General features: G+C 69.7%; 11 protein-coding genes. 3 read left to right on the top strand and 8 right to left on the bottom strand.

Annotated features, from left to right (window positions below):
• On the bottom strand, positions 1-2,389 hold a 2,389-nt coding region (locus G7A99_RS01470), incomplete at its 3' end, for an error-prone DNA polymerase (protein WP_240466056.1).
• A gap of 116 nt (positions 2,390-2,505) precedes the next feature.
• Here G7A99_RS01470 and lexA point away from each other — a divergent pair.
• From lexA to G7A99_RS01455, 3 genes are read left to right on the top strand one after another with little or no spacing between them, the layout of a single operon-like run.
• Positions 2,506-3,138: a transcriptional repressor LexA gene (lexA, locus tag G7A99_RS01465; protein ID WP_026321010.1), complete on the top strand. Its 633-nt coding sequence runs from the start codon at positions 2,506-2,508 to the stop codon at positions 3,136-3,138.
• A gap of 12 nt (positions 3,139-3,150) precedes the next feature.
• Positions 3,151-3,936 carry a translesion DNA synthesis-associated protein ImuA gene (gene imuA / locus G7A99_RS01460; RefSeq protein WP_163138687.1) on the top strand — a complete coding sequence of 262 codons (786 nt, stop codon included), beginning with the start codon at positions 3,151-3,153 and terminating at the stop codon, positions 3,934-3,936.
• A gap of 28 nt (positions 3,937-3,964) precedes the next feature.
• Complete coding sequence (locus G7A99_RS01455) at positions 3,965-5,395, top strand: DNA polymerase Y family protein (RefSeq protein ID WP_163138686.1); 1,431 nt, start codon at positions 3,965-3,967, stop codon at positions 5,393-5,395.
• A 6-nt stretch (positions 5,396-5,401) separates the two neighbouring features.
• Here G7A99_RS01455 and G7A99_RS01450 read toward each other — a convergent pair whose 3' ends face one another.
• The 7 genes from G7A99_RS01450 to G7A99_RS25895 all read right to left on the bottom strand — a co-directional run.
• Positions 5,402-6,235, bottom strand: coding sequence for a carbohydrate ABC transporter permease (locus tag G7A99_RS01450; protein ID WP_018717712.1), 834 nt, complete (start codon positions 6,233-6,235; stop codon positions 5,402-5,404).
• Positions 6,236-6,245: 10 nt separating this feature from the next.
• Positions 6,246-7,193: a carbohydrate ABC transporter permease gene (locus G7A99_RS01445; protein ID WP_018717711.1), complete on the bottom strand. Its 948-nt coding sequence runs from the start codon at positions 7,191-7,193 to the stop codon at positions 6,246-6,248.
• The gene (locus tag G7A99_RS01440) at positions 7,190-8,251 is read right to left on the bottom strand and encodes an ABC transporter ATP-binding protein (RefSeq protein WP_026321008.1); all 1,062 of its coding nucleotides are present in this window, start codon (positions 8,249-8,251) and stop codon (positions 7,190-7,192) included. Before G7A99_RS01440 ends, G7A99_RS01445 begins: the two co-directional genes overlap by 4 nt.
• A 130-nt stretch (positions 8,252-8,381) precedes the next feature.
• Positions 8,382-9,812, bottom strand: coding sequence for an ABC transporter substrate-binding protein (locus G7A99_RS01435; protein ID WP_018717709.1), 1,431 nt, complete (start codon positions 9,810-9,812; stop codon positions 8,382-8,384).
• Positions 9,813-9,999: 187 nt separating this feature from the next.
• Positions 10,000-12,117, bottom strand: coding sequence for a polyribonucleotide nucleotidyltransferase (pnp, locus tag G7A99_RS01430; RefSeq protein WP_040409327.1), 2,118 nt, complete (start codon positions 12,115-12,117; stop codon positions 10,000-10,002).
• 23 nt (positions 12,118-12,140) lie between these two features.
• The gene (gene rpsO, locus G7A99_RS01425; protein WP_018717707.1) at positions 12,141-12,413 is read right to left on the bottom strand and encodes a 30S ribosomal protein S15; all 273 of its coding nucleotides are present in this window, start codon (positions 12,411-12,413) and stop codon (positions 12,141-12,143) included.
• Positions 12,414-12,525: 112 nt separating this feature from the next.
• Positions 12,526-12,589, bottom strand: a 64-nt coding sequence (locus G7A99_RS25895) for a tRNA pseudouridine(55) synthase TruB (RefSeq protein ID WP_371807591.1), incomplete at its 5' end; no start/stop codon positions are given.

The raw sequence follows: 12,589 nt of genomic DNA, 5'->3' as shown, positions 1-12,589 counted from the left end.
GCAGCGCCGGCCCGTCGTCCGGCGACGGCTCCAGGGTACAGGCGGCCTCGCTGACGGCCACGTCCACCGGGCGCACGCCCACGCCGTGCTCCCGGGCGTCACGCACGAGCTGGGCGGGGCCGTAGAACCCCATGGGCTGGCTGTTGAGCAGCGCCGCGGTGAACGCCGCGGGGTAGTGGTGCTTGAGCCAGGCGGAGACATAGACCAGCAGCGCGAAGCTCGCCGCATGGCTCTCCGGGAAGCCGTACTCGCCGAAGCCCAGGATCTGCTGGAACACCCGCTCGGCGAAGTCAACGTCATACCCCCTCTCGCGCATGCCCTCCACCAGCCGCTCGCGGAACGGCCCGAGCCCACCCTTGCGGCGCCAGGCGGCCATGGACCGGCGCAGTCCGTCCGCCTCGCCGGGGGTGAAGCCGGCGGCCACCACCGCAAGCTGCATGACCTGCTCCTGGAAGATGGGCACGCCGTAGGTACGTTCGAGCACCTCGCGCACCGCCTCGCTGGGGTAGTCCACCGGCTCCAGCCCCTCGCGACGGCGCAGATAGGGATGGACCATGTCGCCCTGGATGGGACCCGGCCGGACGATGGAGATCTCCACCACCAGGTCGTAGAAGGTCTGCGGCCGCATGCGGGGGAGCATCGCCATCTGCGCCCGGGACTCCACCTGGAACACCCCCACCGTGTCCGCCCGGCCGATCATGTCGTAGACCGCCGGGTCGCCCTCCGGGATGTCGCCCAGGCCCAGGGACCGGCCGTGGTGGCGCGCGACGAGCTCGAAGCAGCGCCGGATCGCGGTGAGCATGCCCAGCGACAGGCAGTCCACCTTGAGCAGTCCCAGGGCCTCCAGGTCGTCCTTGTCCCACTGGATCACGGAGCGCCCGGCCATGGCGGCGTTCTCCGTGGGCACCAGCTCCGCCAGCGGCCCGCGGGAGATCACGAACCCGCCCACGTGCTGGGAGAGGTGACGGGGGAAACCCAGCAGCTCGCGGGCGAGCACGATCAGCCGGTGCACCACCGGGCTCTCGGGGTCCAGGCCGGCCTCGCGCACACGCTCGTCGCCGATGGTGCCCCCGTCCCACCACTGCATGGCACCGGCCAGCCGCTCGAGCTGGTCCTGGCCCAGACCGAGCGCACGGCCCACGTCGCGCAGGGCGCTGCGCGGGCGGTAGGTGATCACCGTGGCGGCCAGCGCCGCGCGCTCGCGACCGTAGCGGCGGTAGATGTACTGGATCACCTCCTCGCGGCGCTCGTGCTCGAAGTCCACGTCGATGTCCGGCGGCTCGCCCCGCTCGGGGGAGATGAAACGCTCGAATAACAGCTGCTGACGGGTGGGGTTCACGGCGGTGATGCCGAGGCAGTAGCAGACCACGGAGTTCGCCGCCGAGCCCCGCCCCTGGCAGAGGATGCCGCGGCGGCGGGCGAATTCCACCACGTCGTGGACCGTGAGGAAGTACGGCTCATAGCCCATGCCGGCGATGACCGAGAGCTCGTGCTCCACCTGCCGGCGCACCTCCCCGGGCACGCCGTCTTTCCAGTGATCCGCCAGTCCGGCCTCCACCAGCGCGCGCAGCCGTTCACCGGGCGTCGCGTATTCCCCTGTCAGCTCGTCGGGGTACTCGTAGCGCAGCTCCGTGAGCGAGAAGCGGCAGCGCGCCGCCACCCGGACCCCCTCCTCCAGCAGGGGCCGCGGGAACAGCCGCGCGAGCTCGCGGCGGGAACGCAGGTGGCGCTCGCCGTTACCGGCCAGGGCCGTGCCGAGCTCGGCCAGCGGACGGCCGAGGCGGATCGCGGTGAGCGTGTCCTGGAGGGCTCGCCGGCCACGGCGATGCATCAGCACCCCGCCGCAGGCGAGTCGCGGTACCCCGGTGGCCGCGGACAGCCGGGCGCTGACACGCAGCCGTTCGGCGTCCGAGCCGTCGCGCAGGGCCCCCACGCCGAGCCAGCCCCGGCCGGGGAAGCATCCGGCAAACCACGCCGCCGTCTCCTCCGTCAGCGCCGGGGTCACCCACAGGATGGCGAGGCAGTCCGGCAGCGCCCCGGCCAGCTCCGCGCGCCCCAGGCGGTAGGCCCCCTTCGGGGCCAGGCTCCGCGCCAGGCTGATGAGCGCGCACAGCTGGCCGTAGGCACGGCGGTCGGGGGCGAGCACCACCAGCGTGGTGCCGTCCTCGAGCACGAACTCGCTGCCGACGATCAGCGCCAGCCCCGTCTCCCGGGCGGCCATGTGCGCCCGCACCACGCCGGCGACGGAGCACTCGTCGGTCACCGCCAGGGCCGTGTACCCCAGCTCGGCGGCGCGCGTCATCAGCTCGCCGGGATGGGAGGCCCCGCGGCGGAAGCTGAAGTTGCTCAGGCAGTAGAGCTCGGCGTAGGCGGCGGTCTCGTCGTCCATCACGGGGTTTCGCGGATTGCTGTATATATTTACAGTATTCCCATGAATGCCCGGTACTCAACCGGGCTTGCCAGCCGGCGAAGATACTGTATATTTATACAGTAACCGGAGGATGCATGAACGAACTGACCCCCCGACAGGCCGAGATACTGGCGCTGATCCGCCGCTGCATCGCGGAGACGGGCTACCCGCCGACGCGCAGCGAGATCGCCCGCGCCTGCGGCTTCCGCTCGCCCAACGCCGCGGAGCAGCACCTGCGGGCACTCGCGCGCAAGGGGGTCATCGAGATGCGCCGGGGGGCCTCCCGGGGCATCCGCCTGATCGGTATGGAGACCGATGAAGGCGACGCAGGCGACGACACCGGCGAGGGCCTGCCGGTGGTCGGCCGGGTCGCCGCCGGCAGCCCGATCCTGGCGGAGGAGCACATCGAGCGGCGCTACGCGATCACCGAGGCGCTGTTCGACCGGCGTCCGGACTACCTGCTGGTGGTCCGGGGCGCGAGCATGCAGGACGCGGGGATCCTGGACGGCGATCTCCTGGCGGTGCAGCGCACCGAAGAGGCAAGGGACGGCCAGATCGTGGTGGCACGCCTGCACGACGAGGTCACGGTGAAGCGCTTCCGCCGCCGTGGCCCCCACGTGGAGCTGCTGCCCGAAAACGACGCATTCCGCCCCATCGAGGTGGATCTGCGAGTCGAATCCCTTGCCATCGAGGGCATCGGGGTGGGTGTCATCCGCCCCGCGCTCTGAGGAGAGTCAGCCATGAGCGAAGCGGTCGAGGAGCTGCTCCGTCAGCCCGGTATCTGGCGGGCCGGCGCCACGGGCGACGGGCCGGACGGGCGTCATGTCACCACCGGCCACCCGGCCCTGGACGCAGTGCTGCCCGGGGGCGGCTGGCCCCGGGGCGCGCTCACCGAGGTCCTCCACGAGCACCACGGCATCGGCGAGCTCCGGCTGCTGATGCCCGCGCTGGCGGAGATCGCGCGCCAGGGGCGCTGGGTGGCCTTCATCGCCCCGCCCTTCGTCCCCTACGCACCGGCGCTCACCGCCCAGGGACTCGATCTGGGCCGGCTGCTGCTGATCCACCCCCGCAGCGGGACCGACGCCCTGTGGGCCGTGGAACAGGCCCTGCGCGCCGGCACCTGCGGGGCCGTGCTCGCCTGGCCGCGGCAGGTGGACACCGCGAGCCTGCGCCGCCTGCAGCTCGCCGCCGAGGCCGGCGACAGCCTCGGGCTGATCTTCCGCCGCGAGAGCAACCGCAGCAGCGCCTCGCCGGCGGCCCTGCGGCTGCACCTGGACCGGGACGACCGCGGCCTGCGCATGGAGCTGCTCAAGTGCCGCGGCGGCGGCCGGCGCCGGGTCCTCTACCCGGAGACTGAGGCCGCCCCGGCGGTGCCCGCCGCGGTCAGCGCACCACCGGCGGCACGCGAGGCGGCCGGACCGGCCCCGGTACGCAATGCCGCGACACCGCGCCCGGCACCGCACCGCCGTGGCGGCGGCCGGCCGCGGGCTGCACAGATCGAGCTGGGGCTGGTGCCCCGGGGCTGAGCGCCGGATGCCGGCGGAGAATGGCCCCATGACGCTGTGGCTGTGCCTGCGGGTGCCGGAGCTGGCGCTGGAGGTCTTCCAGCGGGCCGGAGGCGACGACGATGCCCGCGTGGTCGCCGAAGGCGGTACGGTATCGGCGGCCAACCGGCCGGCCCGCCGCGCCGGGGTGGCACCGGGCCAGCGCGTCAGCGCCGCCCGGGCCCTGGTGCCCCGGCTGCTCTGCCACGAACGCGATCCGGCCGCGGAGGCTCGGGCCCTGCGTCAGCTCGCCGCCTGGTCGCTGCAGTTCACCCCGGTGGTAAGCCCCCAGCGCCCGGACGCCCTGCTGCTGGAGATCGGCGGCAGCCTGCGCTACTTCGGCGGACTGGAGCGGCTGCGCACGACGATCGCCGACGGCGTGGCGGGGCTCGGCTACCGGCCGCTGACCAGCCTCGCCCCGACCCCTACCGCCGCCTGGCTGCTTGCGCGCGCCGGCGACACGACGGCCGCGACGACGCAGACCGAGAGCGATGCGGCACTGACCCAGTTGCCCGTGGCGGTCCTCGCGCTGGAACAGCCCCGCCACCATGAAGAGCTCACCGGCCTCGGCTGCGAGACCCTGGGCGACGTCCTCGCCCTGCCCCGGGACGGCCTCGCCCGGCGCTTCGGCCATACCCTGCTGCGCCAGCTCGACCGCGCCCACGGCCGTCACGCCGACCCGCGCCACCCCTGGCAGCCCCCGCCGCGCTACCGCGCCGAGATCACCCTGCCCCGGGAAAGCGGCGACCGGGAGCTGATCGCCAGGGGCCTGGAACGACTGCTCGGCGAGCTCTGCGGCTACCTGAGCGGGCTCGGCCGGGGGGTCCAGCGCCTGGAGCTGCGGCTCCACCACGTCCCCCGCGGGGCGAGCACCGCCCGCGTCGGCCTGCTCGCCCCGAGCCGCGATGCCGCACACCTGCTCACCCTCGCCCGCGAACGCCTGGAACGCCTGGCCCTGTCCGGCCCCGTGCAGTCACTCACCCTGCTGGCCGGCGACCTCCAGCCACTGGCCCCGGAATCGCCGGCACTCCTGCCCGGCGCCCGGGAAGAGACGCCGTGGCACGGCCTGGTGGAACGGCTCTCCACGCGCCTGGGCGAGGAGACGGTCAACGGCCTGCACACCCGCAGCGAGCATCGACCCGAGCGTGCCTGGCATTACGTCGCCCCCGGCCGCGGCGGCGGGACGCCGGCCCCCAACCCCGCACGCCCGCTGTGGCTGCTGGACCCGCCCCGGGCACTGACCGTGAGCGCCGAGACGCCCGCATGGCACGGCCCCCTCACCCTCCACGACGGGCCGGAGCGCATCGAGTCCGGCTGGTGGGACGGCCAGGACGTGGCCCGCGACTACTACGTGGCCAGCAACCCCGGCGGGGAACGGCTGTGGGTCTACCGCGAAAGGGGCCATGCCCGCGGCTGGTTCCTCCACGGGCTGTTCGCCTGAGCCGCCCTATCCCGTCTCCGCGCTCTGGAAGCCACGGACCAGGTAGTCGAACAGCAGCCCGTAGGCGAGCCCCAGCGGGATCGCCACGATCGCCGTCGCCGCCATCAGCGAAGGCCAGAAGTAGACATCGCCGCGGATCAGCTCCGTGGGCACGCCGGCGCTGAGGTTGCGCGAGGCGCTCTCGCTGATGAAGGTCACGGAGTAGATATAATTCGACAGCGACAGCGAGAACGCGAACACCATGCATGCCCCGATGCCCGGCAGGGCCTGGGGCAGCACGACCTTGCGGAACGCGGTGAAGCGCGAGCAGCCGTCCAGCAGCGCCGCCTCGTCGAGCTCCCGGGGCACCGAGCGGAAGAAGCCCAGCAGCAGCCACGTACAGAAGGGCACCGTGATGGTGGGCAGGACCACCACCAGCGACCAGATGCTGTTCGCCAGCCCCAGCCACACCACGATGCGGAACAGCGGGATGAACAGCAGCGTCGGCGGGATGAGGTAGACGAGGAAAATCGCCATGCCCGAGCTCTCGCCCCAGCGCCCGGTGAGCCGCGCGAGGGCGTAGGCCGCCGGCACCGCCAGCACCACCGTGATCGCGACCACGAACACCCCGATCACCAGCGAGTTCCACAGGAAGGTGGGGAACGGCGTGCCCGTGAACAGGAACACCAGGTGCTTGAGGGTCGCGCCCTGCTCGTAGAGGAACGGGTTCGACCCCGGGTCGAAGAGCTCCGACTCCTTCTTGAAGATCGTGAGCACGGCATAGGCGATCGGCAGTATCGAGAACAGTACCAGCAGCACGACCGCCGTGTAGAACCCGGTTTTTCTCGCCTGCCTGCGCATGCCCGTCACCTCAGTCGCGGTGCAGCCGTGCGGCGAAACGCAGCGCCACGATCGCCGCCGCCGCGAGCACGGGGAAGAGAAACAGCGACACGGCGGCCCCCTGGGCGAGGTCGCCGCTCTCGATGCCCTTGAGATAGGCCCAGTAGGGCAGGATCTGGCCCGAGTGCCCCGGCCCGCCCCGGGTGAGCAGTGCCACCGTGGACATCTCGCCGATGACCAGCAGCGCAGTGAACAGGATGGCCACGATGAGCACCGGCGCCAGTGCCGGAATAATGATGCGCAGGAGCACCCGGAAGAATCCGGCGCCGTCGATCTGGGCCTGCTCCAGCCGCTCCCGGGGGATGGACAGCCGGCCGGCGAGGACAATGATCGTCGCCAGCGGCAGGGTGCGCCAGATATCGACGAACACCACCGAACCCAGCCCCAGCCACTCCCGGCCGAGGTAATAGAGGTGCTTTGCCGGCCCCAGCGGTGTGCCCGGCCCGAGCAGGCCGAGCTGTACCAGCAGCCAGTCTATCGGGCTGAACTGCGAGTCCAGCAGCCACAGCCAGGTGATGGCCGCGAGCGCCACCGGCATCGCCCAGGGCAGCATGAACAGCACCTGCACGAGCCGCCGGCCGGGGAATTCCCGCGCCAGGATCTCCACGGCGATAGTCGCCAGCACCACGATGCCCACGACGGTAGCGACGGTGACGATGATGCTGTTGCGCAGCGCGCTCATGAACGCTTCCTGCTGCATCACCGCACGGAAATTCTCCAGGCCGACAAAGCTGCTGATCGTGGGATCGCCGACGGTGGCATCGCTGAAACTCAGCGCGATGGCGATGCAGAACGGCACCGCCACGAAGGCGACGATATAGAGCACCGCCGGCGCGAGCATGACGGTGCCGAGGACCCGTGGCCGCTCCAGGGCGTCCCCCGCGCGGGCGAACCAGCCGCCCTGCGCCGCGGCACTCATGCCGCCACCCCCGACGGGGCAGACCGGCGCTCGCCGCTCTCGGCATCGAAGTAGCGCGCGTTCGCCCGGCGCACGACCAGGGTCCGGCGCTGACCGGTCTCCATGCTCGGCGGCTCCGCCTGCCGCAGCCGCGCGATCACCCGCGGACGCCGCCGCCCGGTCTCGGGGACGCCGGCGCACACGGCAGCGTAGATCAGCCACTCCGCACCGAGGAACTCCAGGTGCTCCAGCTCGACCTCGAGGCGCAGCGCCACCTCCCCGGGGTCCTCCTCGCCGTGCTCGAGAAGCAGGTGCTCCGGGCGCACACCGAGGATGACGTTGTCACCGAGATCGAGACGGTTCATGGGTGGATCACCGATAAAGCCGGCCACGAAGAGGTTGCCGGGATCCTCGTAGAGCGTTCGCGGTGTGCCCAGCTGCTGGATGCAGCCGTTGTGCACCACCGCCACCCGGTCCGCGAGCCCGAGGGCCTCGAGCTGATCGTGGGTGACGTAGAGCGTGGTGATCTGCGTACGGTCGTGGAGCTCGCGCAGCTCCCCGCGTGCCTGGCTCCGGATCTGGGCGTCCAGCGAGGACAGCGGCTCGTCGAAGACGAATAGCTCCGGGTCGCGCACCAGCGCCCGGGCCAGCGCCACCCGCTGCATCTGCCCGCCGGACAGCCGGGTGGGCCGGCGTTCGAGCAGATCGCCGATATCCAGGATACCGGTCACCCAGTCGATCTTCTCACGCTGCTCCGCGGCGGGTACCCGGCGCGCCACCAGCGGGAAACGGATGTTCTCCAGCACGCTCATGTGCGGATACAGCGCGAAGCTCTGGAAGACCATGGCGACGTTGCGCCGCTTGGGCGGGATGCCAACGATGGAGCGTCCGTCCACCAGGATGTCGCCGGCACTCGGCTCCTCGAGCCCGGCAACCATGCGCATCAGCGTGCTCTTGCCGGAGCCGGACGGTCCGAGGATGGCGAGGAGCTCGCCGTCCGTGGACGTGAGGTCGATGCCGTCCACCGCGCGGATGCGGCCGAAGTGCTTCTTGAGGCCACGAGTCTCGAGTACCGCCATGTCGCCGTTCGCCCCGTTAATACAATCATGGATCATCGCCCGCCGCACCGGAACGGGCCGGCGCAGCGGGACTCATTTCGGGGGAGCCGGCCCGCCCCGGCCGGGGGCGGGCCATGGACATCGGCGCTGCTCAGCCGCCGCCCACGTAGCCGCGTTCGCGCCACTTCTCGAAGATGGCGCGAATCTCCCCGGCAGTGTCCTCCACCGCCTGCTCCGGGGTTTTCACGCCACGGGCGACGTCTGCCATCATGCTGGAGATCAGGTGCGACTGGTACACCTCGCTGACAGCAGGGTTGGCATAGCCCGGGTAGCCCAGCCACGCGGTCCAGTCCTCGGCGGTCTTCAACAGACCGAGCTTGTCCGGGGGCTCCGCGCCCCACGGATCGTCGTTCAGCCAGCTGTCATCACCGAAGAGCTGCGGCACCTGGGAGGTAAAGGCCGGGAAATTGTAGAACTTGGAGTAGTAGCTCGCGGACGGATAGTTGTGCTCGAGATCGAGCATGAACTTCTTCGCCGCCTGGATCTTGGTCTCGTCGGTGACGTACTCCGGCATGGTGTGGATGAACCACACGTGGGCCGGCATCTTCACGTCACCCCGCGGTCCCTTCAGGCCCGGCCGGAAGCCGGTGTCTGCGGCCACGTCCGGCGAGCTCTCCTGGGCACTGCGGTAGAAGGAGATGGAGTTCTGGATATATGAGGCGGAACCGCCGATGAAAGTCTGGTTATTGGAGGCGGCGTTCCACGCGAAGACCTCCGGGGTCATCGCGTTCTCGAAGAGCTGCTTCTGGAACTTCACGGCCTCGACGACCTCCGGCGAGTCGAAGGTGACATTGCCGTTCTCGTCCTGGATCGAGCCGCCGAAGGACCAGATCAGCGCGCGGGCATAAAACTCGGAGTCGATCTCCGGCGACATCCCCACGGCAACCGGCGTGCCGGTCTTCTGGAAGATCTTGCCGCCGCCCTCGAGCAGGTCCGCGTAGGTCTGCGGGCCATCGGGGTAACCGGCGTCCTTCCACAGAGAGCGACGGTAGTCACCCGGGTCCGGCACCCAGCCGTGGCAGAAGCCGTACCACATGTCCTTCGCCGGCAGGTAACTGGAACGCTCGCAGGTGCCGGCACGCTCGCCGAACTCCGTCGCGGCGGCCTTGTTGACGTCGTTCAGCGGCTTGAGCCCGTCGATGAACGCGGTCGGCGGGGCCACCATCTCGAACAGCGTCGCCCCCTCGCCGGCGGAGATCGACGCGGACAGGGTCGAGGCCAGATCGGCGATGTTGATGAAATTCACCGTGACGTCGACGTTATGCGCGTCACCCCATTCCTGGGCGTACTGCTTGAACCACTGGTCATAGCGGGGCACGAAGTGGCTCCACTGGGTGATGCTGATGCTCGTGCCGTCGGGGAACTGCTCGGGGAAGCTCATGTCCCCGTACTGGGTCTTGGAGAAGTCGGGGGCCGGCGGTTCGCCGGCGGCCCATGCGGTGCCCGTCACCAGGCAGGCGGCGAGGAGCGCAGTGGCACAACGCCGCGGGAAAGAGGCGGATTCACGGGGATAGTTGGACATTTTTGTGTCCTCCTTCGCGAAACGAGGAGTACACTGTGAGTCTAGAATCGCGTGGTGCGCTGTCAACGAACGGCGGAGACAGCGCGAACATGCCATCCCCGGAAACCGTCTTTCCCGGCAATATGCGATGAACCAAAAAAAGGGGCCTTACGGCCCCTTTTTCGCATGTTTCAGAAACCGGCGCCCGTCAGGCGTCGGCCTCCTCCACCGCCTTGATGCTCAGCCGGATCCGGCCCTGGCGGTCCACCTCCAGGACCTTCACGCGCACCACCTGTCCCTCGGAGAGCTCGTCGGCGACGCTCTCGACACGGCGGTTGGAGATCTGGGAGATGTGCACCAGCCCGTCGCGACCCGGCAGTATGTTCACGAACGCGCCGAAGTCCATGAGCTTGATCACCCGGCCCTCGTAGATGCGGCCGACCTCGACGTCCGCGGTGAGCAGCTCGATGCGCCGGCGCGCCTCGTTGGCGGCAGCGGCGTCCGTGGAGGCCACGGTAACCACGCCGTCATCCGAGATGTCGATGCTCGTGCCGGTTTCCTCGGTGAGCTGGCGGATGGTGCTGCCGCCCTTGCCGATGACGTCACGGATCTTCTCGGGGTCGATGCGCAGGGTAAGCAGCCGCGGCGCGTGCTCGGACATCTCCTGGCGGGGCTCGGCGATCACCTCGTTCATCTTGCCGAGGATGTGCATGCGGCCTTCGCGGGCGCGCTCCAGCGCCTTCTCCATGATCTCGCGGGTGATCCCGTTGATCTTGATGTCCATCTGCAGCGCGGTGACGCCATCCTCGGAGCCGGCGACCTTGAAGTCCATGTCGCCGAGGTGATCCTCGTCGCCGAGGATATCGGTGAGCACGGCGAAGTCGTCGCCTTCCTTGATCAGACCCATGGCGATACCCGCCACCGGCGCCTTGATCGGCACGCCCGCGTCCATGAGCGAGAGGCTGGTGCCACAGACACTGGCCATGGAGCTGGAGCCATTGGACTCGGTGATCTCCGAGACCACGCGGATCACGTAGGGACACTCCTCGCTGCTCGGCATCACGGCCTGGATGCCGCGCTTGGCGAGCTTGCCGTGACCGATCTCACGGCGCTTGGGGCTGCCCATGAAGCCGGTCTCGCCCACGCAGTACGGCGGGAAGTTATAGTGGAGCATGAACGGCTCCTTGCGCTCGCCCTCGATGGCGTCCACCACCTGGGCATCGCGCCCGGTACCCAGCGTGGTGATGACCATCGCCTGGGTCTCGCCGCGCGTGAACAGCGCCGAGCCGTGGGTACGGGGCAGCGCACCGACCTCGATGGTCAGCGGCCGTACCGTGTTGTTGTCACGCCCGTCGATCCGCGGCTCGCCGCGGATGATGCGCCCGCGCACGATCTGCTTCTCGAGGGACTTGAACGCATCGGCGACCTCGCGCTCGCTCCAGCCCTCCGGATTTTCCTCGGTGGCGGTCAGCTCGGCAACGACGCGGTCACGTACGGCACCGACCGCGGCCTGGCGCTCCTGCTTGTCCACCACCTGATAGGCCTCGGCGAGCTCACCGCCCGCGAGCTCCTGCATGCGCGAGACCAGCCCCTGATCCTTGGCCGGCGCCTCCCAGTCCCAGCGGGGCTTGGCGGCCTCGGCGGCGAGCTCCTTGATCGCGCCGATCGCGGCCTGCATCTGCTCGTGACCGAAGAGCACGGCATCGAGCATGGTCTGCTCGGGGAGGCGGTCCGCCTCCGACTCGACCATCAGCACCGCTTCCTCCGTGCCCGCCACCACCAAGTCGAGGTCGGAGGCCGCGATCTGGCTGAAGGTCGGATTGAGCACGAACTGCCCATCCTGATAGCCGACACGGGCCGCACCGATGGGCCCCTCGAACGGGATGCCGGAGATCGCCAGAGCCGCCGAGGTACCGATCAGCGCCGGGATGTCGGCGTCGACCTCGGGGTTCATCGAGATAACCGTGGCGATGACCTGGACCTCGCTCGTGAAGCCCGCGGGGAACAGCGGCCGGATCGGTCGGTCGATCAGACGGCAGACCAGTGTCTCCTTCTCCGAAGGCCGTCCCTCGCGCTTGAAGAACCCGCCGGGGATCTTGCCCGCGGCATAGGTCCGCTCCTGGTAGTTGACCGTCAGCGGCAGGAAGGGACGGGGCTCGCCATCGTCCTGCTTACCCACGACGGTGACGAGCACCACCGTGTCCGACATGTTGACGAGCACCGCGCCGCTGGCCTGCCGCGCGATGCGTCCGGTCTCGAGCGTTACGGTGTGGTCGCCGTACTGGAACGTCTTCTGGACGGGAGTAGGAATCACAGGCCTATCCATTGTCTGGGCAGCTTTCGTTCGGCCTACTTGCGCAGGCCGAGGCGTTCGATGATCGTCTGATAGCGCTCACGGTTCTTGCGCTTGACGTAGTCCAGCAGCTTGCGACGCTGGTTGACCAGCTTGAGCAGCCCACGGCGGGAGTGGTGATCCTGCTTGTGGGTCTGGAAATGCTCGGTGAGGTGCTGGATGCGCGCGGTCAGCAGCGCGATCTGGACCTCCGGCGAACCCGTGTCGCCCTCGGTGCGCGCGAAATCCTTGACGATTTCGTGTTTCTGCTCGGCAGAAAGAGAAGACATCAACTGCTCCTGGTTATCTCGATGTTCCCGAAAGACGCGTATTCTATCCCCGCGGCGGCCTGAGGAACAACCAAAACCGCGGGGAAACGGATCGTTACGTCACCCACGGGCCTCACCCGGTGGCGACGAGACGCTTGGGCGCGATGCGGCCGTCGTCGAGTACCGTGCCCATGCCA

Source organism: Arhodomonas sp. KWT, assembly GCF_010993615.1.
Note: the sequence above shows the minus strand (reverse complement) of the source record. Positions and strands in the feature narration are given on the sequence as shown.

What these genes read in the sequence shown, in the direction of transcription:
- G7A99_RS01445 (WP_018717711.1), bottom strand. Translation starts at nt 7,193, where the DNA reads ATGAGTGCCGCGGCGCAGGGCGGCTGGTTCGCCCGCGCGGGGGACGCC.
- G7A99_RS01435 (WP_018717709.1), bottom strand. Translation starts at nt 9,812, where the DNA reads ATGTCCAACTATCCCCGTGAATCCGCCTCTTTCCCGCGGCGTTGTGCC.
- rpsO (WP_018717707.1), bottom strand. Translation starts at nt 12,413, where the DNA reads ATGTCTTCTCTTTCTGCCGAGCAGAAACACGAAATCGTCAAGGATTTC.
- pnp (WP_040409327.1), bottom strand. Translation starts at nt 12,117, where the DNA reads ATGGATAGGCCTGTGATTCCTACTCCCGTCCAGAAGACGTTCCAGTAC.
- lexA (WP_026321010.1), top strand. Translation starts at nt 2,506, where the DNA reads ATGAACGAACTGACCCCCCGACAGGCCGAGATACTGGCGCTGATCCGC.
- imuA (WP_163138687.1), top strand. Translation starts at nt 3,151, where the DNA reads ATGAGCGAAGCGGTCGAGGAGCTGCTCCGTCAGCCCGGTATCTGGCGG.
- G7A99_RS01455 (WP_163138686.1), top strand. Translation starts at nt 3,965, where the DNA reads ATGACGCTGTGGCTGTGCCTGCGGGTGCCGGAGCTGGCGCTGGAGGTC.
- G7A99_RS01450 (WP_018717712.1), bottom strand. Translation starts at nt 6,235, where the DNA reads ATGCGCAGGCAGGCGAGAAAAACCGGGTTCTACACGGCGGTCGTGCTG.
- G7A99_RS01440 (WP_026321008.1), bottom strand. Translation starts at nt 8,251, where the DNA reads ATGGCGGTACTCGAGACTCGTGGCCTCAAGAAGCACTTCGGCCGCATC.